The sequence below is a fragment of the Stenotrophomonas sp. YJH_SMC_12-1 genome, assembly GCF_059370935.1.
On record NZ_JCAFUD010000002.1, the window covers coordinates 318,829 to 345,106 of the forward strand.

Below are 26,278 nucleotides of genomic sequence, written 5' to 3' on the forward strand. Positions count from 1 at the left end.
CCTGGCCGCCGGTTGCACGAGGGCGTTCACGCGCTCACCCCGGTGGAGGCGAACAACGCATCACGTAGTTCCAGTGCGGCACCATCGAGGCGCTTGACCAGTACCTCGCGGCTGCGCCCGGCGTATTCGCGCCAGTTCACCGCGCCACCATCCACCAGGCACAATTCGCCATCGACCCGCCGGCCGTGTTCGGTCTCCCATGCCTGCAGCCGTGCGACCAGGGCATCGGCCTGTGCGGCGGTGTCGATCCGCCACAGCAGATCGATGTCCGAGCGCGCGTGCACATAGTGCAGGCCCGTGAGGTGCTGCCATGCGAAGGCACCGAATACACGCGCTGCGGCGATGTCCTGCAATGCCTGCAGCGGGCGCTGCCAGTCCTGCACAAGGTCGCCTTCCAGCACCGCCTGAAGTGTCGGTGGCGCCGCGGTGCGCAGCACATCGTGTGCCGGCACGCGCAGGGCCAGGCGCAGTTTGCCCTCGGCGGGTGGCAGCGGCACGCCGAGGCGCAGGCGGGGATCGGCATCGTCGGCGGCTCGCCGGGCGACGATGGCGGGCAACCCCTGCGCAAACCAGTCGCCCAGGCGCGGCTCATGCGCGGCGATGTCCGCCTGCCAGCGGGCGTGCGCTGGCAACCAGACCAGCGTATGGCGTGGCAGCCGCTCAGGCATCGCCCTGGCTCACGGCTGCAGCCACGCGTGCGGCCAGCATGCGACCGCCACGTTCGGCACCCTGCACGGCGCGGCGGTCGCCATCGGTGGGCGTGCGCAGCGCCTGCAGCAGGTGTGCGGCCAGCTCGCCGCTCCAGATCGAATCCACCGCGCCCATCGCCACGTAGTTTCCCACGCCCGGTGCGAACACCGGCGAGCTCTGGCTGAGCGCCTGCAGCTTCTCCAGCGGTTGCTTGGTCACCCGCGCCATTGCGCGCAGGTCCATCACCCGCACCTGTGCATCGGGCAGGGCGTGGATGTGGTCGGCCATCAGGCCGAATGAGAGGAAGCCACCACTGACGGATTCGCCGTAAACCAGGGTGATCAGGCGCGCACCACGGCGGCGTGCCAGATCGAGCGTCTGCGCGAGATGCGCAAAGTAACCATTGATGCCCAACAGTTCGTCGCGCCGCGCCAGGCGCTGGCCGGCGGTATCCACCAGCATCACGATCGGTCGCTGAGGATGCGCGCAGGTGCTGTCCAGTACCGTCCCGGCCAGTGCCAAGGCGTGGTCCACGCCGACTTCAAGTTTGTCGGCGGTACCGATCACGGTCACCTTGCCATCCTCGGTGGCAGCGCTGCCGGTCAGCACCGAATCGTTCACCGCAATGGCATGCCCATGCGGGAACAGGGCATCGAGCAGGGTCTGCAGCAGCATGCTCATGGCAGGCTCCGGTCGGCGGTGGCGATGAGGAACTCATCGGTGTCGAGCAGCGGTAGTCGCTCGGGGGCTGCGATGCCTTGGCGGGCCCAGATCTCCAGGCCATCGCGGCAATCGCCCCAGGCCTGCACGCGCGCCTTCAATGCCGCATGGCGTTCCTGCAGCGCAGCCAGTGCAGTATCCGGATCGGTGCTGCTGGTATCAGGCTGCAGCGCGTTGCTGGCCGCCTGCGCGAAGGCCTCGATGGCATCGGGCACCAGCACCTGTGCCTGGTCGATCAGGTAGCGGTGCTTGCCTCCCGTTACGCGCCAGACCAGCGCGCGATCGCGGGAATCGAACTCTTCCACGCCGCGCACGGTCTCGATCACTTCCGGGCCGGACAGCGACAGGCGACCCTCTTCGGACATGATGACCGTAGTGCAGCAGCGGGCGACGATGCCCATGCCGCCGAAGGCGCCGTTGCCGCTGCCGATCAGCGCGATCACCGGCACACCCGCTGCACGCGCGTCCAGGGTGGCGCGCATGATCTCGGAAATGGCGATGAGCCCTGCATTGGCTTCGTGCAGGCGCACACCACCGGTGTCCAGCAGCAGAAGCACACCTTCGGGATGTGTTTCGGCTGCGCGGCGCAGCAGCCCGGTCAGCTTGGCGCCGTGCACCTCGCCCACGCCGCCGCCCATGAATTCACCCTGCTGCGCGGCCAGCAGCACGCGTCGGCCACGCAGCGTGGCTTCGCCGACAACGATGCCGTCGTCGAACGCCGCGGGCTGGTCGAGCTGTGCCAGGTGCGGGCTCATCATCCGCCGCGCCGGGCCGAGGAATTCCCTGAAGGAACCGGCATCGACCAGGCTGGCGATACGCTCGCGCGCATCGGCTTCGTAGTAGCTGTAGCGCTGCGTCCGGTTCATCGTGGATCTCCAGCACGCAGGGTTTCCACGGCCTGGTCCAGGCGTAGGCTGACTACCGCCGGGGTCGCACCGGCATCGTTGATCGAGATGCGTACATCGCGCAGCGGATGACGCTGTGCGAAGTCGCTGATCACCGCTTGCCACACGCTGCCGAAGCCCTTCGCGGCGGTGATGATGCGCACCGTCATCGCGCCGTCCAGTGCGGCCGGCTCCAGCAGGATTTCCAGGTTGCCCGAGGCCAGCACGCCGACCAGCACCGCATCGCGCGGAAACTGCACCGCAGTGTGCCCTTCGAATCGATAGTCGAGGGTTTCCATGCTCAGCCCCTTACCAGTTGCGGAAGCGCTTGGGCGGGTCGTACAGGCCGCCGGACCAGCGCACCAGGTCCTTCACCGAACGCGCCGCCAGCAGGTCACGGCTGGCATCGCGCACGGAGATGCCGAGGTCATCGGGACGGCGGATCACGCCGCGGTCGCGCAGGTTCTCCACCATCGCGCGGTCGCGCCCCATGCCCACGGCGGTATAGCCGGCCACGCCACGGATCGCCTGTTCGCGCTCCTCAGGGGTGCGGCACAGCAGCAGGTTGGCAATGCCTTCCTCGGTCAGCACATGGCTGACGTCGTCGCCGTAGATCATCACCGGCGGCAGCGGCATGTTCGCGCGTTCGGCCAGGTCCCAGGCATCGAGGCGCTCGACGAAGGCCGGCGCCATGTGCTCGCGGAAGGTTTCCACCATCTGCACCACCAGCTTGCGCCCACGCGGCATCTCACCCGGGCGCGCGGCCTGCTGGCCGGCCTTGATCCAGGCCTCGCTGGCATGGCGCCGGCCGCGTGCGTCCGAGCCCATGTTCGGTGCGCCACCGAAGCCGGCAATACGGTCGCGGGTGGCGGTGGAGCTGTTGCCCTGCAGGTCGATCTGCAATGTGGAACCGATGAACATGTCGCAGGCATACAGGCCGGCGGTCTGCGAGAAGGCGCGGTTGGAACGCATCGAGCCATCGGCGCCGGTGAAGAACACATCGCCTCGCGCGGCGATGTACTTCTCCATGCCCAGTTCCGAACCGAACGAATGCACCGATCTGACGAAGCTCGATTCGATTGCCGGAATCAGTGCCGGGTGGGGGTTCAACGCCCAGTGCTGGCAGATCTTTCCCTTCAGGCCGAGCGATTCGGCGTAGGTGGGGAGCAGCAGTTCGATGGCCGCCGTGTCGAAGCCGATGCCATGGTTGAGGCGGTTCACGCCGTACTCGGCGTAGATGCCCTTGATCGCCATCATCGCCATCAACACCTGGATCTCGGAGATCTGCGCCGGGTCGCGGGTGAACAGCGGTTCGATGTGGTTCGGCTTCGGCGCCTGCACCACGAAGTTGACCCAGTCAGCGGGAATGTCGACGCGGGGGAGGGTGTCGACGATCTCGTTGACCTGGGCGATGACGATTCCGCCACCGAAGGCAGTGGCTTCGACGATCACCGGCGTGTCTTCGGTGTTCGGCCCGGTGTACAGGTTGCCGTGCCGGTCTGCGGCCTGCGCGGCGACCAGGGCCACGCGCGGGGTCAGGTCGATGAAGTAGCGGCCGAACAGTTCCAGGTAGGTGTGGATGGCACCGATCTGGATGCGCCCTTCAGCCACCAGGTTGGCCAACCGCACCGACTGCGGGCCGGAGAACGAGAAGTCCAGCTTCGACGCGATGCCACGCTCGAATACATCCAGATGCGAGGGCAGCGACAGCACCGACTGCACCATGTGCAGGTCGTGCACGCGGGCCGGGTCAAGGTCGGCCAGGGCCTGGGCGAGGAAATCGGCCTGCTTCTGGTTGTTGCCCTCCAGGCAGACCTTGTCGCCTGGCTCCAGCAGTGCATGCAGCAGCTCGCCTACGTCGCCGGCGGCGACCTCGCGTCCCCGGGCCCACGGCGCGGCACGTTCCAGGCGGGCCTGGCGGCTGCGTTCCAACGTATCCCAGCTCGGGTTCATCGACCGGCTTCCGATTGGTGTCGATGTAATTACGACATAATTACGAAGGGCGCCGCAACCTGCAGTGCAGCAAAAGGAAGGGCCCGCGCGGAGGCGGGCCCATTCAGGTATGCCGCGACGGTGGGTCGTGGCGGAGGGCGTGCCGATCAACGGTCGGCACCCACCAGGCACCCACCGGTTCGCGGGTTGCTCAGAACTTCCAGCGCAGGCTGGCCGACACGAAGCGCGGTTCGCCGTAGTTGTTGTAGTCCAGATTCGCCCAGTAGGTCTTGTCCAGTGCGTTGCGCACGCTCAGCGTTGCGGTCCAGCTGTCGCTGATGCGGTAGTTGGCATTGAACTGCACCAGCATGTAGGCCGGCTGGTTCACCGTCACCGTGCCGCCCAGCGGATAGGCGATGTTGTAGCCCTGCACCTTGCTCTGCCACTGCACGCCACCGCCAACGCTCAGGCGTTCCAGCGCGCCGCGCAGCTGCAGCTGCGTGTTGAGCTGCAACAGATCCTTCGGCGGGTTGGCGTACAGCAGGTCGGTAGCCGCGCGGGTGACCTTGACGTGGGTGTAGCCGGCATTGACCGTCCAGCCCGGCAGGATCTCGCCGTTGACGTCCACTTCCCAGCCGCGTGCCTTGGTGCCGTTGACGCCGATGTAGGCGGAGGTGCCATCGCTCAGCGAACCTTCCGGCACGCCCATGTCGCGCACGGCGTAGTTGTCCTGCTTGGCCTCGAACACGGCGGCGTTGGCGGTCAGGCGGCCGTCCAGCCACTGGGTCTTGATGCCCGCTTCCAGGTTCGAACCCTGCACCGGTGCCAGCAGGTTCTCGTTGCGGTCCTTGAAGTTCTGCGGGTTGAAGATCTCGGTGTAGCTGGCATAGGCCGACACGTTCGGGGTGATGTCGTAGACCAGGCCCACGTAGGGAGTGACTTCATCGCTCACCTTGTACGCGCCGCTGGTGCCGGTGTAGGCGCCAGCGGCGTTGTAGGAGCGGGTGAGGGTTTCCCAGCGGCTCAGGCGTGCGCCGGCAATCAGCGACAGCGGATCGGCCAGGCGCAGGCGGGTGGCCAGGTAGACGCCACTCTGCGTGGTCTTGGCCACGCGGCGCGCGCCGGTGCGGCGGTAGGTCACCTCGGAGATGTCGCCGTTCCAGTTGTACACGTTGGGAATGTAGTAGCAGCGCTCGCCGCCGCAGCGCGCCCAGTCGCTCGGGAAGTTCAGTGCCAGGGTATTCGTCGTGCCTTCCAGGTCCGACCACTGTGCGCCGAGGGTCACGTCGTGGTCGCGGCCGAACAGATCGAAACTGCCGGTCAGGTAGGCATCGACATTGCGGCGGGTGTCCTTCGAATCACCGGCGGCCGCGCGCAGGTAGATGCCCGAGCCGGTCACCGGGTCCGGGTTGCCGGTGCCGTACAGACGCACGTTCTGCACGTTGCCACGGGTATAGGCGGTGTTGATCTTCAACAGCCAGTTGTCGCCGAAACGCTGTTCCAGGTTGGCGAAGGCGGTGTTGCTCTCGCGCTTCCAGTAGCTCCATTTCGGCGACAGGTTGGTCGAGCGCGGCAGGTGCGCGAAATGGCCCTGGTTGTCGAAGAACGGCACGGTGCCCCAGGTCGAGCCGGTGGGGTTGTTGTCCTGGCTCTGGTAACCGAGGGTGATCGTGGTGCTGTCGGTGACGTCGCCTTCCAGCACCGCCATGCCGGCCATCTTGTTCTCGTCGTAGCGGTCGTAATACAGGCCACGATCGGTGTAGGCGGCGACCACGCGGCTGCGGAAGCGGCCGTCGGCGGTCAGCGGCGCGGTCACGTCGGCCTCCATGCGACGGTAGTCCCAGCTGCCGGCGCTGACCGCGAACGACGCATCGAATTCCTTGCCCGGGCGCTTGCGCAGCAGGTTGACCGTGGCCGACGGCACGCCGGCGCCGCTGAGCAGGCCGTTGGCGCCGCGGATCACTTCGATACGGTCGTAGAAGGCGGTGTCGTACTCCTGGTTGGTGGAGCCGCTGTAGGTGGGAATGCCATCGACCTGGAAGTCGGTGATGGCGAAGCCGCGCGCGTAGTACAGCGGGCGCTGCGTGTCATAGAAGGACACGCTCACGCCGGTCACATTGCGCATCACATCGTTGATGCTGAACAGTGATTCGTCCTGCAGGCGCTGCAGGCTGACGGCGGTGGCGGACTGCGGGGTCTCCTGCAGGGTGATCGGCAGGCGCGTGGTGCTCGACGGTGGTGCGGACTGTTCGGCGCGGACGCTGACCCGGTCCAGGGTCTTGGCATCGGCAGTGCCATCGGCGGCGGCGAACGCGCTGGGCGCGGCCAGCAGGGTCAGCGACGAAAGCAGGGCAGCCGGCAGCAACGCGCGGCGGGGCAGGCGGTTACGGAGGATCAGGGACATGGTGGGCTCGAGGCTCGGAAGCGGGGAAGGGCGGCAACAGTCGTCCAGCACCCGGGGCGGCGGCTTCGGGCACGGTCAGGTCCATCTGGGGAGGTGCGATCACTGCACAGGAAGCAAATGTAAATAATTCTTAACAACATTACAATTCGCGTCATTCGCAGGGGCTTTCCGGCGCAGAGCAGTGGCGGGCCGGGGTCGGATCCCGTCGCCGCAGGCAATGGGCTCTGACCCCATCATCGGCGCCCAGGTGCAGGTCAGAGCCCTCCCGTGCGGGAGGGCTCCGACCCACCTCGCACAAAAACAGACGGCCACCCGAAGGTGGCCGTCCGTCTGCATCGAAAGCAAACTGCGGGCTTACAGCGCCTGCAGTTCCTCGTTGGCGTTGCGCTTTTCCTTGGCCGCTGCCGGCACTGCAGCCGCAGCGTGCGATGCCGCGTTCGCATCCACCGGCACCTCCAGATACGGCAGATGCAGGGTCTGGCTGGTCAGCGTACGGATCTCGTTGACCAGCGCGGCGCTGTCGTTGAGCTTGCGCCCGTACGACGGCACGATCTCGCGCAGGCGGGCTTCCCAGCCGGCCTTCATCTGGTCCGGGAAGGCCTTGGCCATCAGGTCCAGCATGATCGGCGGCGAGGTCGACGCACCCGGCGAAGCGCCGAGCAGGGCGGCGAGGGTGTGGTCCCTGTCGGTCACGATCTCGGTACCGAACTGCAGCACCGGACCCTTCAGCGGATCACGCTTGATGATCTGCACGCGCTGGCCGGCGGTCACCAGCTTCCAGTCACCGGGCTTGGCAGTGGGGAAGTACTTGACCAGCTCGGCCTGGCGGTCGGCATCGTTCAGGCGCGCCTGGCCCATCAGGTACTGCACCAGGTCCAGGTTGTCCTTGCCCACTTCCAGCATCGGGCCGACGTTGTTGTGGTTCACCGACGAGTACAGGTCCCACCACGAGCCGTGCTTGAGGAACTTGGTGCTGTACAGCGCGAACGGCCCGAACAGGACCACCGGCTTGCCGTCCAGCTTGCGCGCATCCAGGTGCGGCACCGACATCGGCGGCGAGCCGGTCTCGGCCATGCCGTAGGCCTTCACGCCGTGGCGCGAGGTCACGTCCTGGCCCTGGAAGGCGAGGAACTGGCCACCGACCGGGAAGCCGGCGTAGTCCTTCGATTCCGGAATGCCGGACATCTGCAGCAGCTTCAGTGCAGCGCCACCGGCACCGATGAACACGAAGCGGGCGTGGGTGGTGGACTCGGTACCGGCCTTGAGGTCCTTCACCGTCACGTTCCAGCTCTTGTCGGCGTTCTGCCGCAGCGCGCTCACTTCGTGGTTGAGGTGCAGGCTGAAGTTCGGGCTGCGCTGCAGGCCGGCGGTCAGCTGGCGGGTGATCACGCCGAAATTGACGTCGGTGCCCAGCGGCATCCAGGTCGCGGCAACCTTCTGCTTCGGGTCACGGCCTTCCATCAGCAGCGGGGCCCACTGCTTGATCTGGGCCGGATCCTCGGAGTACTGCATGCCGTAGAACAGCGGATTCTTCACCAGGGCCTGCTGGCGCTTGTGCAGGTAGGCGATGTTGTCATCGCCCCAGACGAAGCTCATGTGCGGGGTCGGGTTGATGAAGTCGCTGGGCTGGCTCAGCCGGCCTTCCTTCACCTGATGCGACCAGAACTGGCGCGAGACCTCGAACGATTCGGCGATGCCGACCGCGCGCTTGGTCTCGATGCTGCCGTCGGGCAGTTCCGGTGTGTAGTTCAGTTCGGCGAAGGCCGAGTGGCCGGTGCCGGCGTTGTTCCAGCCGTCGGAGCTTTCACCGGCGACGCCGTCGAGGCGTTCGTAGACCTGGATGTTCCAGTCCGGCTGCAGTTCCTGCAGGTAGGTGGCCAGGGTGATGCTCATGATGCCGGCGCCGACCAGCACAACGTCGACGGGCTTGTCGTTGCTGGCGGCGGGCACCGAGCGCTGGGTCAGCGGCCAGTACAGGAACAGCGCGGCGGCCAGCAACAGCAGCACGAGCAGGGCGAGAAGAGCCTTGCCAAATTTCTTCATGGGGGCGGGATCGTTGGCGGAGGGGAAGGGGTCAGGATGCGCGTGGGACAGGGAAAGGGCGTGAAGAAACAACGCCTTGCAGCATCCATATGCGATTCTAACCGGATCCGGTCTGTTTTTGATGCAACGCAGCATCCGGCGTTTCGCGCCATCCTCACCCGCTGGCGCCGGGTGATACCCGGCGAACGAAGCCTTGCCAGCGTCAGGCCATCCCTGGCGACAGCTTCACTCAGACCAGCTCAAGAATCTCGTCACCGGCCTCGTCGACCTGCCCGGTCGGGCGCCAGCCCAGGCGCCGGTAGAAGCCATGCGAGCGCGAGCGTGGGTCGGCCGAACAGGCCAGGAACAGGCGTTGGTGGCCGGCATCGCGGGTCAGGCTGACCACGTCCTGTAGCAGCTGGCGACCGATGCCGCGGCCTTCATACTCGGGCAGCAGGGCCAGCACCAGCACCTCGCCGCTGTCGCGGTCGGCGAAGCAGTAGCCGGCCATGCGCTCGCCCTCCCAGGCGACGCGGCCGATCGAATCGCCCTGGGCGATGCCGGCTGCCCAGCTGCCCTCGGTGATGCCCAGCTCTGCCAACTGCGCGGCGCTGAAGGCGTTTTCGCGGGTGCGCCCGCGCAGGTCGATGCAGGCGCCGGCATCTTCGGGGCGCGCATCGCGGACGGCTATCGGCATACCGGACACCCTTGTAGTGATTGGCCCGCCAGTATCCGCATCACGCATGGACCCGGTGTGGAGGGTTGATGGAGATTGGATGGAGCAAAAAGGGGACGGAGGGGATTAAGTCGTCTTTGCCCGATGTGTCGCTTGGGCCTTATACGACTTAATCCCCTCCGTCCCCTTTTCAGCGCTTGCGCCGGATCAGTGCCGAGGAGGCCTCCAGCACCGCGCGGGTCAGCAAGGCCATGGTCTGCACGTCGCCCTTCCAATGCTGCCAGTACAGCGGCACGTCTTCCCATGCGCGCTGCCGTACGTAGACCAGGCGGCCCGCGTCCAGGTGCCGCTTGACCAGCGGCAACGGATTCATCGTCCAGCCCATGCCGCCGAGGTTGGCCTGCACGAAGGCGCGCGTGGACGGAATCCACCAGGTCGGCGCGGTGCTGGGCAGGTCGTCGCCGGCCATGCGCCGGGCGAAGCGCGACTGCATGTCGTCCTTGCGGTTGAACACCAGCACCGGGGCCTGCGCCAGCGCCTGCGCGGTCACGCCCTTGGCGAAATGACGCTCGCGGAACTCGGGGGTACAGGTGGCGGCGTAGCGGATGCTGCCCAGCGCATGGATCTGGCAGCCCTGCACCGGCTCGTCCAGGGTGGTCACCGCGCCCAGCACCGTGCCCTGGCGCAGCAGCTCCACGGTGTGGTCCTGGTCTTCCACGCGCAGGTCCAGCGTGGTGCCGGTGGTCTGCGCGAACTGGTAGGCCGCCTGCGGGAACCAGGTTTCCAGGCTGTCGTGGTTCACCGCCACCGGGATGCTGGCCTGTGGCAGGTCCTCGTCGGCCAGGCCCATCCGGTGCAGCGCATCGTGCTCGAGCAGGGCGGTCTGCTCGGCCAGCTGCACCAGCAACTGCCCCTCGGCGGTGGCGGTGGCCGGGGTGCCGCGCTTGACCAGCAGCCGGCCGATCCGGTCCTCCAGCGCCTTGACCCGCTGCGAGATGGCGGACGGGGTGACATTCAGCGACTGCGCGGCGCGGTCGAAGCTGCCTTCGCGGATCACTGCGGCCAGGGCACGCAGCTGGGCATGGTCGATACGCATCGAATTAAGTTCCGCTAATGTTGGTTTAGGAAGTTTAGCTCGTCTTTTTCATGTTGCGGCGCGACAATGGCGCTCGTTCCGGTGCTGTCCGCCTTCGCGAGGCACCGTCCCCCCAAGCAAGTAAAGGCAGTGAATCCCATGTTCTCGGTCATCTCCGCCAGCACCGGCCTCGGTGCCTGGTTCTCTGGTGCAGCTACCGGCATCGGCCTGTTCGCCGTGGTCGGCGCCCAGAGCGCCTTCATCCTGCGTCAGGGCATCCTGCGCAAGCACATCGTGCCGGTGGTCGCCACCTGTGCGGCCATCGATGCGATCTTCATCTTTGCCAGCGTGGCCGGCCTGCGCACGCTCACTTCGGCGCTGCCGTGGCTGACCACCGCCGTGCTGTGGACCGGCGTGGCGTTCCTGGCCTGGTACGCGATGAAGTCGGCGCGCCGCGCGATCGCCGGTGGCGGCGGCATGGGCGAGGCTGACAGCGACGACGGCAGCCGCCGCGCGGTGCTGATGGCGGCGGTCGGTTTCTCGCTGATCAACCCGCACTTCTGGCTGGACATGATGGTGATCGGTTCGATCGCCGAGAACTTCGGCAACGCCCGCATGGCCTTCGCTGCCGGTGTGGTCACCGCCAGTTGCCTGTGGCTGACCGCGCAGGGCCTGGGCGCGCGCCTGCTGGCGCCGCTGTTCACCAAGCCCAGCACCTGGCGCGTGCTCGACGGCACCATCGCGGTGATCCTCAGCATCCTGGCCCTCACGTTGGCGGTGCGCGGGGTCCACTGACCCGGCGCACGCCCCCCGAACCCACGTCCTGACTCTCTCTCCAAGGTAGTGGTAACGACGGCACCGGCAACGGTGCCGTCGTTTTTTGTGCGCCACTGGCGGGCCGGGCACTGGCCTGCCTAGAATCGGCCAGCCGGGACAAGGGGTCCAGGCAGGGGGAGAGAAGGATGCATAAGCGCTGGCTGGCCGCCATCATCGTGGCGGGACTTTGGTGTGGAACCGCTGCTGCGATCGATCTGGGCGCCTATGTGCGAGCGGACAAGTTCGGCGATGTCATGCTGTCTCCCGGGGGCGATTATCTGGCCGCGACCGTGCCAGCGGACGGCTTCACCGCTGTGATCATCCTTCGTACGGACGACAACACGCCGGTGGGCAACCTGCGCCCACCACTCAATTCGCATGTCTTCGGCCTGCACTGGGTCAACAACGATCAGGTGATGTTCGGTCTGGCGCAGAAGTTCGGTACCCGCGACGCGCCATGGGCCACCGGCGAGCTGCTGACACTGGATGCACGCACCGGACGACCGGAACTACTGGTGGGCTACCGCGACCTTGGCTTGCGCGTGCGGCCCAAGTACCGGACGTCGGCCGCAGCGTTCCTCAGTGACGCCCTGCCTGGCGACGATGCGCACGTGGTCATCGCGGTAGGCGGATCGCGGCTGGATGCCAACGGTTATGCGGCCCAGCTGGAACTGGCAAGCGGCAAGCAGCGGCTGCTGGCCCGCGCGCCGATGCCGGGTGCCTCCTATGTGGTGGATGCCCGCGGCGACGTACGTTTCGTACAGGGCGCCGGTACTGACAACGTCCATCGGCTCTACCACCGCAATGGTGGCGACTGGGCGCTGGTCAACGATGAGACACGTAGTGGTCGCAGCGAGGCGGCGCTGGGCTTTTCCGCCGACGGCCAGCTGGCCTACCTGCTCAGCGAGCAGCCCAGCGGCCCCGATGCCATCGTCAGCTGGAACCCGGCCACGCAGGAGCGCAAGGTCGTGCTGCGCGATGAGGTTGTCGATCCGGCACGACTGATCCGCAGCCCGGGCAGCACCGTGCCGGTCGGCGCGCTGTTCCTGGGAAACACGCCGCATACCCGGTTCTTCGACGAAAGCTCGGACGAGGCACGGTTGTACCGCAGCTTGGAGGCGGCCTTCCCCGGGCGTGCAGTATTCATCACCTCCAGTACCCGCGACGGTCGCCGGCTGCTGGTGGAAACCGGGTCCGGTTCCAATCCGGGCGAGTTCTACCTCTACGACCGCGACCGCAACCAGGCCCGCTTCCTGATGGCGCGCAGCGAATGGATTGATCCGGAGACCACTGCGTCGGTGCGGCCGGTCCTGCTGAAGGCGCGTGACGGGCTGGAGCTCCATGGATTCCTGACAGTCCCGCATGGCAGCACTGGCCGTGACCTGCCGATGGTGGTGGTGCCGCATGGTGGGCCGATCGGGATATTCGACAACGGCAGTTTCGACCACGAGAACCAGTTGCTGGCCGCTGCCGGCTACGCCGTGCTGCAGATCAATTTCCGCGGCTCGGGCAACTACGGCCGTGCCCACAGCCGGGCAGCACTCAAACAGTGGGGGCGCGCGATGCAGGACGACGTGACCGACGCCACGCGCTGGGCGATCAGCGAAGGCATCGCCGATGCCCGGCGCATCTGCATCTACGGTGCCAGCTACGGCGCCTACTCGGCGATGATGGGCGCCGCGCGCGAACCGGGGCTGTACCAGTGCGCGGCCGGCTATGTGGGCGTCTACGACCTGCCGCTGATGTTTACTGGCGGCGATATCCAGGACCGCGATTCCGGAATGAGCTACCTGCGCGAGTGGCTGGGTGATCCGGCCACGCTGGGCGCGGTCTCGCCGGTCAACCTGGCCGAGCGGATCAAGGTGCCTGTGTTCCTGGCGGCCGGGGGTCAGGACAAGCGCGCCCCGATCCAGCACACCGAACGCATGGAAGCGGCGCTCAAGCGTGCCGGTACGCCGGTGGAAAGCCTGTACTACAAGACCGAAGGGCACGGCTTCTATACCCAGGCCCATCGCAGCGAGTACTACGGCAAGCTGCTGGCGTTCCTGTCGCGCAGCCTGGGTGGCAAGACCGCCACGACTGCGGCTGCGGACGGCAAGGGCAGGGCGCCGTAACGCAAAGGGCGGCGGATGATCCAACCGCCGCCCCGGTTCCTGCCTGTGCGTGGGCTTACTTCACCCCGTGCATCATCTTCTTCAACAGTGGTGCGGCAATGAAAGCGGCCAGCGCACAGCCCAGGCCGATCCACATCAGCAGCCAGAACAGGTGCGCATAGGCACCGGCGGCGGCCACCATGTCCAGCGATTCGCCTTCCGGCACCTCGATCGCGGCCAGCTTGCCGAACAGCGCGGCCAGCGTCTCCGAGAAGGCGGTGGCCAGGAACCAGGTGCCCATCATCAGGCTCATCACCCGCGGCACGGCCAACTGGGTCACCGCCGACAGGCCGACCGGCGACAGGCACATCTCGCCACTGGCCAGCAGGAAGTAGGCCAGCACCAGCCACCACACGCTGGCCATCTCGCCGGTAGCGCCCACCTGCTGCGCGGCCAGTGCCAGCGGCACGAACGACAGTGCGCCGATCACCAGGCCCCAGGCTGATTTGACCGGCTTGCCCGGTTCCCAGCCGCGGCGGTCCATCCACGTCCACAGCGCGGCGAAGGCCGGTGCCAGCAGCACCAGGAACAGGCCGCCGAGGTAGGTCAGCGAGCCGGCGGTCTGCGGAATCACCAGGCAGTCGCGCACCAGCAGCACCAGCATCAGCACGACGATGGCGGCGAAGAACGTGCGCGGCGCAGCCGAACCCGGACGACGCTCGGACAACCGCGCGCTGACCACGAAGCCCAGCGGTGCCAGCAGCAGTGAGAGGATCGACCACGGCAGCGGCGTACCGCCGGTGATCACCAGCGAGGGCACGATGTCCTTGGTCAGCAGCCGGTCGGTGAAGGTCACCCACGAGCCGTAGGACTGCTCGTACATGGTGAAGAACACCAGCGCCATGAAGATCAGCACCATCAGCGCGATCATCTGCTGGCGCTGTGCCGGCGTGCACTTGCTGCCGGTGAACCAGGCGAACCAGACCAGCACGCCGCCCAGCACCACCACCATCAACATCAGTGCCAGGCTGATTTCACCGCCCAGCGCGAACGCGCCGTTGCCGGCCGCCCACATCAGCCACGCCACCGGCAACACACCGAGCACTGCGCACAGATAGATGAGCCATTCGCGCGGCAGGCCCAGCACCTTCTGCTTCAACGCCGCCGGTTGCGGCGGCTCGGCGTGGCCCTGCAGGTACTTCTGGCCCCACAGGAACATGGCCAGGCCGGCCAGCATGCCGATGCCGGCCGCACCGAAACCATACTTCCAGCCGTAGGCCTCGCCGAGGAAGCCGCACACCAGCGATGAGAACAGCGCGCCCAGGTTGATGCCGGCGTAGAACAGCGAGAAACCCGAATCGCGGCGCGGATCGTCCTTGGCGTACAGCTTGCCGACAATGGTGGAGATGTTCGGTTTCAGGAAACCGACGCCCATGATGATCAGCGCCAGCGACAGGTAGGTCACCGCCAGTGCCGAGGTGTCGCGCACCACTTCGCCGTTCACCCGGTACGCAGCGTGGCCTTCGAAGGCCATGCCGAGGTGGCCGAGTACCAGCAGGATGCCGCCGAACAGCACGGCCCGGCGCATGCCCAGCCAGCGGTCGGCCAGCATGCCACCGAATACAGGGATGCAGTACACCAGGCCACCGTAGGCGCCGAGCAGGTCCAGGCCGGCCTTGTCGCCGAACAGGTGGTACTTGGTCAGGTACAGCAGCAACAGCGCCTTCATGCCGTAGAAGGAGAAGCGCTCCCACATTTCGGTGAAGAAGCAGACATAGACGCCTTTGGGGTGGCCCAGGAAGTCGTCGGAAGCGATAGCGGTGGAATTCATCGCGGAATTATAGGCCTGTGGCCCGATCCGCTTTCAGTAGATCCACGCCATGCGTGGATTGCCGGACTGGCCTGGGCGATCACAGGTACCGCAACCACGGCAGGTCACGCCTTCGCGCCTTGAACCGCGCGAATGCCCGGGTCGGCGGGTACAGCACCACCGCCAGCGCACAGGCCACCAGCAGCAGGCCGCTGACCGAATCCAGGGCATACAACTCGCCATGGGTCGGCCCCCAGGCCGCCAGCGCGCCCAGGTACAGCGCCTTCAACACATACAGGTGCAGCAGGTAGAAGAACATCGGCGCGGCGCCGATATCGGCCAGCGGGCGCAGCGCACGCGCCAGTGGCGGCCATTCGTACAGGCGCAGCAGCAACAACCCCACGCCCAGGGTCAACAGCAGGAACTGCAGAGACGGCGGGTACTTGGTGATGTTGAGGATGCTCAGCCAGGTGCGCAGTGCTGTGGTCTGGTACTGCCAAGGGGCATCCCCGTACTCGTTGGCGAACCGCAGTAAGGTGAAAAGGGCCAGCGCGCCGACGCCTGCCCACAGCAGCCAGTGATGACGCTGCGCCGGCGCGCGCTCGCGGGCGAACCAGGGCCCCATCAGATAACCCAGGGCGATCACCCCGATCCACGGCAGCACCGGATAGGAGGTGCGCAGGCGCAGCGCGCCGGCCTCGATCCAGTCGCGCTGGTGCAGCACTTTCCACAGCACCGCCAGCAGGCCATTGCCTTGCACCCGTAAGCCGTCGAACAGGTTGTGCCCGGCCAACACCGCGATTGCCAGCACCAGCAGGGCCGGGCGCGGCAGCCAAAGCAGCCCGGCCAGCGCGATCATGCTCAGCCCGATGGCCCAGATCACCTGCAGGTACAGGGTTTCCGGCGGCAGCTGGAAGGTCCAGGCGAAATTCACCAGGGTCAGTTCCAGCACGACCAGGAACAGCCCGCGCTTGAGCAGGAACGCGGCCGTGGCCCGGCGCGGATCCGCCTGGCGCTGGCCGTACAGCCAGGCCGACAGGCCGGTCAACAGGACGAACACGGGTGCGCACAGGTGGGCCAGCAGACGGCAGGCGAACAGCGCGGGGGAGACCGTCGCCGCGTCCATCGGGTCGCTCACCTGGTGCTGCAGGAAGAAGGTCTCGCGCACGTGGTCGAGCAACATCAACAGCATCACGGTGCCGCGCAGCTGGTCGATGGAGGCCAGGCGGGTAGTGGGGGAAGGGGCCACGTGCGAGGTTCGGTCGGCGTGACAGGATATAACATTACAATTGCGTCTTTCCAGCGCGTGCTGGGCGGTTCCGACGAGCGCGCGCGTCGGCTCAGGGCAGGCAAACCGAGGGGCTCCAGCCCAGCGCCTCGTCGTAGTGGACCTGGATCGCTCGCAGGCTCCCGTCGGGGTTGGCCTTCAAGCAGAATCGGGCGCTGTGGTGTTGCGTGGCGCCGGTCCTGGAGGCCGACAGCGAAACGTCGTACAGGCGTCCGGGCTGCAGCGGCATCGCCGTCTGCCTTGAAATGGCGTTGGCTGGCAGTTCTCCGTAGACCACGCAGGCTCCGGGCGGAAGTGGGATTGATGCGGGATGGGCAAAGTAGAACGACCATTGCCGCCGCAGCGGTGGAGTAATTGCGTCATGCACCTCCACACCAAACACCTCCGGAGTTTTACCGATACGCTTGCGCTCCTTCCTGGGTAGTCCGAAACAAGGTTTGCCGGCGTTGTCGGTGATCTCGACTGCGCCAATGCGGCTCCAGGCAGATGCGTAATCGCAAAGCGGCATCAGGCAGGTCAGGGTCACGACAGCCACGACCGGTAATTTGATCGGGCGGATCCGCAGTGGGTTGTTCATCGGGCGGCTCAGCGTCATCGGTTCAGATCATGAACACGATGCACGGGGCGTTGAGGCACTTCAAACGATGATGGCTGGAATGCTGCAGTACTGGTTGGCCGGGCCCCTACAGGACAAAGAGACCGCGAGGCCCGGCAGCCCTCCGGCATGTGCCCCATGCGCTTGATGCGTTGGCCGAGTTTGGCTGGAAGCGACTATCTCACTGCCGACCTGGCCGCAACCCTCCCGAACCGCACTGGACTTGCTGCCTCCTGAACGCTAGCGTGCAAGGGATTTTTTGCCAGCAGGGGCTTCCATGAACCACGACGCTGCGCCCAAGCAGCTCACCTTCCGCGCAGTGGCCCTGGCCATCGTGCTGGCGGTGGTGCTGTCGGCCGCAAACGCCTACCTCGGTCTGTTCGCAGGCCTGACCATCGCCACCGCCATTCCCGCCGCGGTGATTTCCATGGGCGTGCTGCGCCTGCTGGGCGGTGGCTCCATCCTTGAAAACAACATCGTGCAGACCGGCGCTTCGGCCGGTTCGTCGATCGCCGCCGGTGTGATCTTCACCATCCCGGCGCTGGTGATCATGGGCTACTGGCCGGACTTCAAGTACTGGTGGGTGCTCGGCATCGCCGGCCTCGGCGGCCTGCTGGGCGTGTTGTTCTCGGTGCCGCTGCGTCGTTCGATGATCGTCGAAGACCCGCTTCCGTTCCCGGAAGGCAAGGCTGCGGCCGAAGTGCTCAAGGCCGGTGAGAATCCGGGCCCGGGCCTGAAGATCCTCGGCCTGTCGGCGGTGATCGGTGCCTTCGTCAAGCTGGCCGCGGAAAGCGGCATGCGCCTGATCCCGGATGCCTGGGCCACTTCGGCCTACGTCGGCAGCTCCAAGGTCACCGCCTTCATCGGTACCAACCTGTCGCCGGCACTGCTGGGCGTGGGCTACATCGTCGGCCTCAACGTCGGCATCGTGGTGGTGTCCGGTTCGATCCTGACCTGGCACATCGCCATTCCGATCTACCAGGCGTTCTTCATGAACACCGATCCGGCACTGGCCGCGTCGGTTGCCGCGGCTTCGTCCACCGAGGCGGCGTTCGCCATCTGGGGCGCGAAGATGCGCTACCTGGGTGTCGGCGCGATGCTGATCGGTGGCATCTGGACCCTGATCTCGCTGCGCAAGTCGCTGCTCAACGGCGTCAAGAGCGGCTTTGCCGCCGCCCGCAAGAGCGGTGGCCCGGTGCTGGCGCACACCGAGCGCGACCTGCCGATGAAGTGGATGCTGGTGGCCCTGGTGGTCTTCGTGCTGCCGCTGCTGGCCCTGTACCAGGCCATCGTCGGCCAGTGGCACGTGTCGATCCCGATGACCCTCATCATGATCGTCGCCGGCTTCCTGTTCGTTTCGGTCTCGGCCTACCTGGCTGGCCTGATCGGTTCGTCCAACAACCCGGTGTCGGGCATCACCATCTCCACCATCCTGTTCGCCTCGGCCGTGCTGGTCGTGCTGCTGGGCGCCGACGGCCTGAAGCCGGTCGGTGCCGGCGGCGCGCCGCTGGGCGCCGTGGCCGCCATCATGATCGGCGCGGTGGTGTGCTGCGCCGCTGCGGTTGGTGGTGACAACCTGCAGGACCTCAAGGCCGGCTACATCGTCGGCGCCACCCCGTGGAAGCAGCAGCTGATGCTGGGCATCGGTGCCTTCTCGTGTGCGCTGATCATGGCCCCGGTGCTGAACCTGCTGGCCACCGCCTACGGCATCGGCGTGAAGTCCGAGCTGCACCCGAACGCGCTGGCCGCACCGCAGGCCAACCTGATGGCCTCGGTGGCCAAGGGCCTGTTCGGTGGTGAACTGCCGTGGACCTTCATCGGCATCGGTGCCGTGGTCGGTGCCGCCATCATCGCCTTCGACAGCTGGCTGAAGGCGCGCAACGCCCGCTTCCGCGTGCCGGTGCTGGCCGCCGCCATCGGCATCTACCTGCCGCTGGAACTGATGGTGCCGATCTTCCTCGGCGGCCTGATCGCCCACCTGGTCGAGCGCTTCCACAAGGTGCGCGCCGATGACGAAGAAGGCCGCGACCGCGTGCACAAGCCGGGCGTGCTGTTCGCCGCCGGCCTGATCACCGGCGAAGCGCTGATGGGCATCGCCATCGCGATTCCGATCGTGGTCAGCAGCCGCGCCGACGTGCTGGCCGTGCCGTTCCACCTGCCGGGCGCGCAGTGGATCGGCCTGGCCGTGCTGTTCCTGGTCGGCTGGCTGATCTACCGCACCGGCAAGTACGCCAAGGCGTAAGGGGGCTCTGCCCCTGGGTTCAACGGGTAGTGCCGGCCGCTGGCCGGCAATCCCGGAATCCCGTGATACCCCTGGTTGCCGGCCAGCGGCCGGCACTACCGCAGACCCCGCTTCGGCGGGGTTTGCTGTTTCTGGCGATTGTCCGTCTGCAGCCATGACCGATGGCCTTGGCAGCCCCGGCCGCACGGGCCTACCATCGGTTTTTTGCCGTCCTGCGGAGACCCCGATGAAACTGCGTCATGCCCTGCTGCCACTGAGCCTGCTGGCCGCCCTGCCCAGCGTCGCCGCTGCCCGTGGCCTGGAAGTCCGCGACATGGTGGCCATGGACCGCGTCTCCGCGCCGGTGCTGACCGCTGACGGTGGCACCGTGGTGTTCGCCAAGCGCAGCGTCGATGCCAACCTGAAGGCCTCCACCGCGCTGTTCGCGCGCAGCCTGCGCACCCGCGATGCAGCGCCGCCGAAGCAGATCACCCCGGCCGGCTGGAACGTCAATTCCGCTTCGCTGTCGGCCGATGGCCAGACCGTGTATTTCCTCAGTGCCAGGAACGGCAGCCAGCAGCTGTACGCGCAGCCGATCAGCGGCGGTGCTCCGCGCCAGCTGACCGATTTCCCGGTCGACGTGGACAGCTACCACGTGTCGCCGCAGGACGACCGCGTGCTGTTCAGCGCCGGCGTGTTCCAGGACTGTGCCTCGGACCTGGCCTGCACCGAGAAGAAACTGAAGGAAAAGAAGGACGCCAAGGCCAGCGGCCAGGTGTGGGATTCGCTGTTCGTGCGCCACTGGGACACCTGGAACGACGGTCGCCGCAACACCCTGTTCGTCGCTCCGCTGCCGACGGCCAAGGCCGGTGCGGTCAAGGGCGCGTCGGCGCTGAGCGCGACCATCGATGGTGATGCGCCGTCCAAGCCGTTCGGCGGCAATGATGACTTCGCGTGGTCGCCGGACGGCGCCAGCGTGGTGGCCAGCATCCGCGTGGCCGGCAAGCAGGAGCCGTGGTCGACCAACTTCGACCTGTACCGCTTCGACGCCGCCGGCAAGCAGGCACCGGTCAACCTGACCGCCTCCAACCCGGCCTGGGATGCCGGCCCTGTGTTCAGTGCGGACGGCAAGACCCTGTTCTACCGTGCGATGAAGCGCCCGGGCTTCGAGGCCGACCGCTTCGGCCTGATGGCGATGGACCTGGCCAGCGGCAAGACCCGCGAAATTGCGCCGCAGTGGGATCGCTCGGCGGGCGGCATCACCCTGTCCGCCGATGGTGCCAGCATCTACACCACGGCCGATGACCTTGGCGAACACCCGCTGTTCCAGATCGACGTGGCCAGCGGCAAGGCCACCAAGCTGATCGGCGACGGCAGCGTGACCTCGGTGGATGTGGCCGGCAACAGCGTGGCGATCACCCGCAACAGCCTGAAGAGCAACGACCAGGTGCTGGTCGGCCTGCTGCCGGCTGCGGGCGAGGCCATCGGCGAACTGCGCGCGCTGACCCCGGCCGCTGGTGAGGTGCTGAAGGAGGTCAGCTTCGGCGACTACGAGCAGTTCGAGTTCAAGGGCTGGAACAACGACACCGTGCATGGCTATGTGGTCAAGCCGCACAACTACCAGGAAGGCAAGTCCTACCCGGTCGCGTTCCTGATCCACGGTGGCCCGCAGGGCAGCTTCGGCAATGGCTGGAGCTACCGTTGGAATCCGCAGACCTACGCGGGCCAGGGCTACGCCGTGGTGATGATCGACTTCCACGGTTCCACCGGCTACGGCCAGGCCTTCACCGATGCGATCAGCCAGCACTGGGGCGACCGCCCGCTGGAAGACCTGCAGAAGGGCTGGGACGCGGCGCTGAAGAAGTATTCCTTCCTCAACGGTGACAAGGCCTGTGCGCTGGGCGCCAGCTACGGCGGCTTCATGGTCAACTGGATCGCCGGCAACTGGAACAGCCCGTTCAAGTGCCTGGTCAACCACGACGGCGTGTTCGACCAGCGCATGATGGGCTACGCCACCGAAGAGCTGTGGTTCACCGAGTGGGAGCAGGGCGGCACGCCGTACCAGAAGGCCGCGAACTACGAAAAGTTCAACCCGGTCAACCACGTGGCGGACTGGAAGAAGCCGATCCTGGTCATCCACGGCCAGCAGGACTTCCGCATTCCGGTCGAGCAGGGCCTGGCCGCGTTCACCGCTGCCCAGCGTCAGGGCATCGAATCGAAGTTCCTGTACTTCCCGGATGAAAACCACTGGGTGCTGAAGCCGAACAACAGCATCCTGTGGCATGACACCGTCAATGCCTGGCTGAAGCAGCACATCGGCAACTGATGACTGCAGCGCCGCCCTTCGGGGCGGCGCTTTTGTTTCGCCATCTGCTTTACCGGTGGGGGCCGACCGTTGGTCGGCACACCCTCATGATCCGCCGCCAACAGCAGCCGGCCAGCGGCCGGCTCTACCCAGAGCACCTGCATGATCCAGAACGACATCGTCGTCTTCGGTTTGATCGCCGCCACCCTCGGCGCCGTGTTCTGGACCGCCTCGCGCGAGCAGGGCCTGTGGAAGCGCTTCTACACGTTCGTGCCGGCGCTGCTGCTGTGCTACCTGATTCCCGGCATCTACAACACCGTCGGCCTGATCGATGGGCAGAACACCAAGCTCTACAACCCGATCGCACGCGACATGCTGCTGCCGGCAGCGCTGATCCTGCTGACCCTGGCGGTGGACATCAAGGGCATCCTGCGGCTGGGCCCGAAGCTGGTGCTGATGTACCTGGGCGCCTCGGCCAGCATCATGCTCGGTGCGGTGGTGGCGTTCCTGGCGATGCGCGCGCTGCATCCGGAAACCGTGGCCGGTGACACCTGGGCTGGCATGGCCGCATTGGCAGGCAGCTGGATCGGTGGCGGTGCCAACATGCTGGCAATGCGCGAAGTATTCGACGTCAATGCGACCACGTTCGGCCAGTTCGCCGTGGTCGATGTGGGTGTCGGCTACGTGTGGATGGCCGCACTGATCTTCCTGGCGGGGCGGGCAGCGAAGATCGATGCGCGCAGTGGCGCCGATACCTCGGCCATCGATGAACTGAAGGAGCGCATCGCGCGCTTCCAGGCCGAACACGAGCGCATTCCCAGCCTCACCGATCTGATGCTGATCGTGGCGGTGGCCTTCGGCGGCGTGGGCCTCTCGCACGCCATCGGCGCGCCGTTGGCAGCCTGGTTCAAGGCCAACGTCAGCTGGGCCTCGCAGTTCAGCCTGGACGCGCCGTTCGTGTGGGTGGTGGTGCTGTCGACCACGCTGGGCCTGAGCCTGAGCTTCACCCGTGCGCGCACGCTGGAAGGCGCGGGCGCATCGCGCCTGGGCTCGCTGCTGCTGTACTTCCTGATCGCCTGCATCGGCATGCAGATGGATCTGCTGGCGCTGCTGGACCGCCCGTGGCTGTTCCTGCTCGGCCTGATCTGGATTGCCGTGCACATCGTGCTGCTGTGGTGCCTGGGCAAGCTGCTGAAGGTGCCGTTCTTCTATTTCGCCATCGGTTCGCAGTCGAACATCGGTGGACCGGCCTCGGCGCCGGTGGTGGCCGCGGCGTTCCATCCGGCACTGGCGCCGGTGGGCGTGCTGCTGGGCACGATGGGCTACGCCACCGGCACGTACCTGGCTTACATCGTCGGCATCACCCTGCGCGCGCTGGCAGGGCAGGGATGATGGGGTAGTGCCGGCCGCTGGCCGGCAACCAGGTAATGCTTCACGGGTTCATGAGGTTGCCGGCCAGCGGCCGGCACTACCGATGCGTTACGCCACCGGCAACCCACGTTCGATCAACCACGCCTTCGCGTCTTCGGCGTCCTGCTCGAACCGCGCCGAGTGAAAAGAGGGGCGCCGCAAGGTCCGGCGCGTCGCCACGCGCCCGTGGCCAACCGCGCCCGCGGCCTTACGCCACCGGCAACCCGCGTTCGACCAGCCACGCCTTCGCGTCTTCGGCGTCCTGCTCGAACCACGCCTGTGTCGACCCCAGCCGATACGTGTACCCCCAGGCATCCATGTCGGCCATCAACCGCGCACTGCCGACACCAGGCAAACGCCCGGCCAGCACGATCTGCAGGTAGCAGGTGGCATCTTCCTCGGCCACCGAATCGGTGGCGTCGGTGTGCACCTGCGCGCGCCGCTCCGGCGGCAGTACGATCAGGTGGCAGGCTTCATGCAGCATCGAATGCACCGGGGTGTCATCGCGCACATAGACATTGCTGGCGATGATGCCCGCCTCGGGCTCGCCCCAGTAGCTGCCGGGAATCGGTTCGCCTGCGGCCACGTGGTGCAGGCGAAGGCCATGCGCGGCGAGCAGGCACTGCGCGTCGGCGAAGGCGATGTCGCCCACGCAGGTGATGTCCACGGCGGTTGTCGTATCGGTCATGCAGGTCACGCGGCCCCGCCCATGCAGGCACGGGCGGGGCGGGGCATCAGGGTTTGTCCGGGCCTTCAGGCAGCGCCACGGAGATGTCCAGCACATCGTGCTGGCCATCCTTCACCAGGTCGACCTTGACCGCATCGACGTCGATGTTCACGTACTTCTTGATCACTTCCAGCAGCTCGCGCTGCAGCAGCGGCAGGTAGTCCGGGCCACCGCGGTGGCTGCGTTCCTGCGCAATGATGATCTGCAGGCGGTTCTTTGCGGTTTCGGCGGTGGTCTTCTTCGCTTTGAGGAAATCGAACAGGCCCATGCTTACCCTCCGAACAGCTTGCTGAAGAAGCCCTTCTTCTCGACGCTGGTGAAGCGCATCGGGCGATCTTCGCCGAGGATGCGCGCGACGGCGTCGTCATACGCCTGGCCGGCAGCGGATTCGACATCCAGGATCACCGGTTCGCCCTTGTTGGAGGCATTGAGCACGTCGCCCGATTCGGGGATCACGCCGATGGCCTTCAGCCCCAGCACTTCCTCGACGTCGGCGATGCTGAGCATCTCGCCGGTTTCCACGCGCAGCGGGGTGTAGCGGGTCAGCAGCAGGAAGGCAGGCACGTTCTGGCCGGATTCGGCCTTGTGGGTCTTCGAGTCCAGCAGCCCGATGATGCGGTCGGAGTCGCGCACCGAGGACACTTCCGGGTTCACCACCACCACGGCGCGGTCGGCGAAGTACATCGCCAGGAATGCTCCCTTCTCGATGCCGGCCGGCGAGTCGCAGATGATGTAATCGAAGCCATCGGCGGCCAGGTCCTTCAGGACCTTGCCCACGCCTTCCTGGGTCAGTGCGTCCTTGTCGCGGGTCTGCGAGGCGGCCAACACGTACAGGTTGTCGAAGCGCTTGTCCTTGATCAGGGCCTGCTTGAGGGTGGCTTCGCCATGCACGACGTTGACGAAGTCGTACACCACGCGGCGTTCGCACCCCATGATCAGGTCGAGGTTGCGCAGGCCGACGTCGAAGTCGATCACCGCCACCTTCTTGCCGCGCCGCGCCAGGCCACAGGCCAGGCTCGCGCTGGAAGTGGTCTTGCCCACGCCGCCCTTGCCGGAGGTGACTACGATGATTTCAGCCAAAGGACTTCTCCTGGTTCTGCATTAGTTTGGGGCTGCGTCAGTCCAGCGCAGCGATCTTGATCTGGTCCTGTTCCAGCCACACCTGCACGGCCTTGCCGCGCAGGTTGTCCGGAACATCGTCCAGTACCTTGTAGTGGCCTGCAATGGCCACCAGTTCCGCATGGAAATCACGGCAGAAGATGCGTGCCGCGGTGTTGCCCTGGGCCCCTGCCAGCGCGCGGCCGCGCAGGGTGCCGTAGATATGGATGCTGCCATCGGCGATGACCTCGGCGCCGGCGCCGACGGTGGCCATCACGGTCAGGTCGCAGTTCTCCGCGTACAGCTGCTGGCCCGAACGCACGTTGCCCAGCTGCATGCGGCCCGGCTGCGGCGCGGCTGCATCGGCGATCTTGGCTACCGGTGCGGCCGGGGCTGGCTTCGGTTCGGCACGCGCGGCGCGGCGCGGTTCCGGTGCGGGCGGCGGCGGGGCCGTTTCGGCCTCGGCACGTTCGTACTGGGCGCGGAACTTGGCCAGCAGCGGCAGGCCGAGCTGCTGCGAGAGCAGGTCGACCGCGCTGGTGCCATAGGCCAGCGCCACCGGCAGCACGCCGGCGCTGCGCAGGCCATCGACCAGCGCCTGTGCAGTGGCCACGTCCGGAACCTGGCTCAGGCCGCCGAAATCGAGGATCACCGCCGCGCGGCCGAACAGCTTCGGCGCACGGGTCACGCGCTCGCGCATTTCCTGCACGAGGCGTTCGACATCAAGGGTACGGATGCGAAGGTTGGCGATGCCCACCTGGCCGATCTTCAGTTCACCGGCCTGTTCGTAATCGAAATTCACCGCCACGCTCAGGTCCCCGTCGGCCGCTGTGCCTGCGCCGGCAGCTGCCGGGCGCGTGTCCATGCCACATCCGGCAGCTTGCCGCCGTAGGTCTCCTGGACCCACGGGTAGCTGCACAGTTCCTTGGCCAGCATGCTGGCACGCACATCGACCTGGGCCATGGTGTTCTGGCCCAGCTCGCGGAAGCCGAAGCTGCCGTGGAAGAGCAGGGCGGCATCGGCGCCGTGGTCGAGGAAGACTTCGCAGGTCATCTGCGGGTAGCGCAGCTCGGCAAAGCTCTGCGCGTCGGCATAGAACGCACGGCCGACGCCACCGCCGCGGCGGCGGCTGGCGACCACGATGCGGTCGATGTAGAAGAAGGGGGTGTCCAGCTGCTGCTTGAACCAGGCGAAGTTGCTGCTGTCGTGCTGGCTGTCGCTGCCGAAGCCGATCAGGAAGCCGGCCAGGTTGCCGTCGCGCTCGGCGACGCGGAAATACTCAGCGGTTTCATAGAACAGGCGCAGACGGGCCGCATCCAGGGGAAGGATGGCCAGGCCAGCGTTGTTGTTCAAAGCCAGGACGGAATCGAGCTCGTGCTCGCGCACGTCGCGGATGACAATCGACATTGTGACTCCGTGGGGTAACGCGGTTGGTCCATCAAGGGACCCTGCGCACGATTATTGCATGCCCGGGGTGGGCTGCGGCATGAACAGGCGACCGGGCAGGCATGA

22 protein-coding genes are annotated in these 26,278 nt (G+C 66.6%); 5 read left to right on the plus strand and 17 right to left on the minus strand.

The window, feature by feature from the left end:
* Positions 1-26 precede the first annotated feature (26 nt).
* The 9 genes from mdcG to AC5P8Y_RS05085 all read right to left on the minus strand — a co-directional run bounded on the left by mdcG (position 27) and on the right by AC5P8Y_RS05085 (position 10,424).
* Positions 27-668, minus strand: coding sequence for a malonate decarboxylase holo-[acyl-carrier-protein] synthase (gene mdcG / locus AC5P8Y_RS05045; protein ID WP_033833336.1), 642 nt, complete (start codon positions 666-668; stop codon positions 27-29).
* Complete coding sequence (gene mdcE, locus AC5P8Y_RS05050; RefSeq protein ID WP_495201860.1) at positions 661-1,365, minus strand: biotin-independent malonate decarboxylase subunit gamma; 705 nt, start codon at positions 1,363-1,365, stop codon at positions 661-663. Before mdcE ends, mdcG begins: the two co-directional genes overlap by 8 nt.
* A 2-nt stretch (positions 1,366-1,367) precedes the next feature.
* Positions 1,368-2,276, minus strand: coding sequence for a biotin-independent malonate decarboxylase subunit beta (locus AC5P8Y_RS05055; protein ID WP_099480432.1), 909 nt, complete (start codon positions 2,274-2,276; stop codon positions 1,368-1,370).
* Positions 2,273-2,593 carry a malonate decarboxylase acyl carrier protein gene (mdcC, locus tag AC5P8Y_RS05060; RefSeq protein WP_014646339.1) on the minus strand — a complete coding sequence of 107 codons (321 nt, stop codon included), beginning with the start codon at positions 2,591-2,593 and terminating at the stop codon, positions 2,273-2,275. Before mdcC ends, AC5P8Y_RS05055 begins: the two co-directional genes overlap by 4 nt.
* A gap of 10 nt (positions 2,594-2,603) precedes the next feature.
* On the minus strand, positions 2,604-4,247 hold the full coding sequence (gene mdcA / locus AC5P8Y_RS05065) for a malonate decarboxylase subunit alpha (RefSeq protein WP_164133395.1): 1,644 nt from the start codon (positions 4,245-4,247) through the stop codon (positions 2,604-2,606).
* A gap of 190 nt (positions 4,248-4,437) precedes the next feature.
* Complete coding sequence (locus tag AC5P8Y_RS05070) at positions 4,438-6,630, minus strand: TonB-dependent siderophore receptor (RefSeq protein ID WP_495201853.1); 2,193 nt, start codon at positions 6,628-6,630, stop codon at positions 4,438-4,440.
* A gap of 354 nt (positions 6,631-6,984) precedes the next feature.
* Positions 6,985-8,673: a malate dehydrogenase (quinone) gene (mqo, locus tag AC5P8Y_RS05075; RefSeq protein ID WP_111188050.1), complete on the minus strand. Its 1,689-nt coding sequence runs from the start codon at positions 8,671-8,673 to the stop codon at positions 6,985-6,987.
* A 229-nt stretch (positions 8,674-8,902) separates the two neighbouring features.
* Positions 8,903-9,349 carry a GNAT family N-acetyltransferase gene (locus tag AC5P8Y_RS05080; RefSeq protein WP_111173091.1) on the minus strand — a complete coding sequence of 149 codons (447 nt, stop codon included), beginning with the start codon at positions 9,347-9,349 and terminating at the stop codon, positions 8,903-8,905.
* Positions 9,350-9,518: 169 nt separating this feature from the next.
* The gene (locus AC5P8Y_RS05085; RefSeq protein WP_005408522.1) at positions 9,519-10,424 is read right to left on the minus strand and encodes a LysR family transcriptional regulator ArgP; all 906 of its coding nucleotides are present in this window, start codon (positions 10,422-10,424) and stop codon (positions 9,519-9,521) included.
* Between the two features lie 138 nt (positions 10,425-10,562).
* Between AC5P8Y_RS05085 and AC5P8Y_RS05090 the strand changes: the two genes are divergently transcribed.
* Both AC5P8Y_RS05090 and AC5P8Y_RS05095 read left to right on the plus strand, forming a co-directional pair.
* The gene (locus AC5P8Y_RS05090; protein ID WP_005408523.1) at positions 10,563-11,198 is read left to right on the plus strand and encodes a LysE/ArgO family amino acid transporter; all 636 of its coding nucleotides are present in this window, start codon (positions 10,563-10,565) and stop codon (positions 11,196-11,198) included.
* Between the two features lie 167 nt (positions 11,199-11,365).
* Positions 11,366-13,333, plus strand: a complete 1,968-nt coding sequence (locus AC5P8Y_RS05095) for an alpha/beta hydrolase family protein (protein WP_049430368.1) — start codon at positions 11,366-11,368, stop codon at positions 13,331-13,333.
* A gap of 55 nt (positions 13,334-13,388) precedes the next feature.
* On the opposite strand, the gene AC5P8Y_RS05100 is transcribed toward AC5P8Y_RS05095, so the two are convergent.
* From AC5P8Y_RS05100 to AC5P8Y_RS05110, 3 genes are all read right to left on the minus strand, one after another.
* Complete coding sequence (locus AC5P8Y_RS05100) at positions 13,389-15,143, minus strand: peptide MFS transporter (protein ID WP_049430364.1); 1,755 nt, start codon at positions 15,141-15,143, stop codon at positions 13,389-13,391.
* A 79-nt stretch (positions 15,144-15,222) separates the two neighbouring features.
* Positions 15,223-16,371: an acetyltransferase domain-containing protein gene (locus AC5P8Y_RS05105; RefSeq protein WP_049430362.1), complete on the minus strand. Its 1,149-nt coding sequence runs from the start codon at positions 16,369-16,371 to the stop codon at positions 15,223-15,225.
* A 91-nt stretch (positions 16,372-16,462) separates the two neighbouring features.
* Complete coding sequence (locus AC5P8Y_RS05110) at positions 16,463-17,005, minus strand: hypothetical protein (RefSeq protein WP_239501111.1); 543 nt, start codon at positions 17,003-17,005, stop codon at positions 16,463-16,465.
* 277 nt (positions 17,006-17,282) lie between these two features.
* Here AC5P8Y_RS05110 and AC5P8Y_RS05115 point away from each other — a divergent pair, with 277 nt between their 5' ends.
* The 3 genes from AC5P8Y_RS05115 to AC5P8Y_RS05125 all read left to right on the plus strand — a co-directional run bounded on the left by AC5P8Y_RS05115 (position 17,283) and on the right by AC5P8Y_RS05125 (position 22,923).
* The gene (locus tag AC5P8Y_RS05115; RefSeq protein ID WP_005408528.1) at positions 17,283-19,247 is read left to right on the plus strand and encodes an OPT family oligopeptide transporter; all 1,965 of its coding nucleotides are present in this window, start codon (positions 17,283-17,285) and stop codon (positions 19,245-19,247) included.
* A gap of 226 nt (positions 19,248-19,473) precedes the next feature.
* The gene (locus tag AC5P8Y_RS05120) at positions 19,474-21,552 is read left to right on the plus strand and encodes an alpha/beta hydrolase family protein (protein ID WP_049430360.1); all 2,079 of its coding nucleotides are present in this window, start codon (positions 19,474-19,476) and stop codon (positions 21,550-21,552) included.
* A 141-nt stretch (positions 21,553-21,693) separates the two neighbouring features.
* Positions 21,694-22,923: a DUF819 family protein gene (locus AC5P8Y_RS05125; RefSeq protein ID WP_111108425.1), complete on the plus strand. Its 1,230-nt coding sequence runs from the start codon at positions 21,694-21,696 to the stop codon at positions 22,921-22,923.
* A 226-nt stretch (positions 22,924-23,149) separates the two neighbouring features.
* Here AC5P8Y_RS05125 and AC5P8Y_RS05130 read toward each other — a convergent pair whose 3' ends face one another.
* Genes AC5P8Y_RS05130 through AC5P8Y_RS05150 form a run of 5 tightly spaced genes read right to left on the minus strand, consistent with a single transcriptional unit; the run spans position 23,150 to position 26,173 of the window.
* Positions 23,150-23,629 (minus strand): hypothetical protein, encoded by a 480-nt coding sequence (locus AC5P8Y_RS05130; protein WP_044569652.1) that lies wholly within the window; start codon positions 23,627-23,629, stop codon positions 23,150-23,152.
* A 46-nt stretch (positions 23,630-23,675) separates the two neighbouring features.
* Positions 23,676-23,936, minus strand: coding sequence for a cell division topological specificity factor MinE (gene minE / locus AC5P8Y_RS05135; RefSeq protein ID WP_005408532.1), 261 nt, complete (start codon positions 23,934-23,936; stop codon positions 23,676-23,678).
* A 2-nt stretch (positions 23,937-23,938) separates the two neighbouring features.
* Positions 23,939-24,748: a septum site-determining protein MinD gene (gene minD / locus AC5P8Y_RS05140; RefSeq protein WP_005408533.1), complete on the minus strand. Its 810-nt coding sequence runs from the start codon at positions 24,746-24,748 to the stop codon at positions 23,939-23,941.
* A gap of 37 nt (positions 24,749-24,785) precedes the next feature.
* On the minus strand, positions 24,786-25,631 hold the full coding sequence (gene minC, locus AC5P8Y_RS05145; RefSeq protein WP_049403214.1) for a septum site-determining protein MinC: 846 nt from the start codon (positions 25,629-25,631) through the stop codon (positions 24,786-24,788).
* Entirely contained in the window at positions 25,577-26,173 is a 597-nt protein-coding gene (locus tag AC5P8Y_RS05150; RefSeq protein WP_005408535.1) for a GNAT family N-acetyltransferase, read from the minus strand. Before AC5P8Y_RS05150 ends, minC begins: the two co-directional genes overlap by 55 nt.
* Positions 26,174-26,278: the final 105 nt, after the last annotated feature.

Coding starts and splice junctions, on each gene's coding strand:
- mdcG (WP_033833336.1), bottom strand. CDS start 668: ATGCCTGAGCGGCTGCCACGCCATACGCTGGTCTGGTTGCCAGCGCAC.
- mdcE (WP_495201860.1), bottom strand. CDS start 1,365: ATGCTGCTGCAGACCCTGCTCGATGCCCTGTTCCCGCATGGGCATGCC.
- AC5P8Y_RS05055 (WP_099480432.1), bottom strand. CDS start 2,276: ATGAACCGGACGCAGCGCTACAGCTACTACGAAGCCGATGCGCGCGAG.
- mdcC (WP_014646339.1), bottom strand. CDS start 2,593: ATGGAAACCCTCGACTATCGATTCGAAGGGCACACTGCGGTGCAGTTT.
- mdcA (WP_164133395.1), bottom strand. CDS start 4,247: ATGAACCCGAGCTGGGATACGTTGGAACGCAGCCGCCAGGCCCGCCTG.
- AC5P8Y_RS05070 (WP_495201853.1), bottom strand. CDS start 6,630: ATGTCCCTGATCCTCCGTAACCGCCTGCCCCGCCGCGCGTTGCTGCCG.
- mqo (WP_111188050.1), bottom strand. CDS start 8,673: ATGAAGAAATTTGGCAAGGCTCTTCTCGCCCTGCTCGTGCTGCTGTTG.
- AC5P8Y_RS05080 (WP_111173091.1), bottom strand. CDS start 9,349: ATGCCGATAGCCGTCCGCGATGCGCGCCCCGAAGATGCCGGCGCCTGC.
- AC5P8Y_RS05085 (WP_005408522.1), bottom strand. CDS start 10,424: ATGCGTATCGACCATGCCCAGCTGCGTGCCCTGGCCGCAGTGATCCGC.
- AC5P8Y_RS05090 (WP_005408523.1), top strand. CDS start 10,563: ATGTTCTCGGTCATCTCCGCCAGCACCGGCCTCGGTGCCTGGTTCTCT.
- AC5P8Y_RS05095 (WP_049430368.1), top strand. CDS start 11,366: ATGCATAAGCGCTGGCTGGCCGCCATCATCGTGGCGGGACTTTGGTGT.
- AC5P8Y_RS05100 (WP_049430364.1), bottom strand. CDS start 15,143: ATGAATTCCACCGCTATCGCTTCCGACGACTTCCTGGGCCACCCCAAA.
- AC5P8Y_RS05110 (WP_239501111.1), bottom strand. CDS start 17,005: ATGACGCTGAGCCGCCCGATGAACAACCCACTGCGGATCCGCCCGATC.
- AC5P8Y_RS05115 (WP_005408528.1), top strand. CDS start 17,283: ATGAACCACGACGCTGCGCCCAAGCAGCTCACCTTCCGCGCAGTGGCC.
- AC5P8Y_RS05120 (WP_049430360.1), top strand. CDS start 19,474: ATGAAACTGCGTCATGCCCTGCTGCCACTGAGCCTGCTGGCCGCCCTG.
- AC5P8Y_RS05125 (WP_111108425.1), top strand. CDS start 21,694: ATGATCCAGAACGACATCGTCGTCTTCGGTTTGATCGCCGCCACCCTC.
- AC5P8Y_RS05130 (WP_044569652.1), bottom strand. CDS start 23,629: ATGACCGATACGACAACCGCCGTGGACATCACCTGCGTGGGCGACATC.
- minE (WP_005408532.1), bottom strand. CDS start 23,936: ATGGGCCTGTTCGATTTCCTCAAAGCGAAGAAGACCACCGCCGAAACC.
- minC (WP_049403214.1), bottom strand. CDS start 25,631: ATGGACACGCGCCCGGCAGCTGCCGGCGCAGGCACAGCGGCCGACGGG.
- AC5P8Y_RS05150 (WP_005408535.1), bottom strand. CDS start 26,173: ATGTCGATTGTCATCCGCGACGTGCGCGAGCACGAGCTCGATTCCGTC.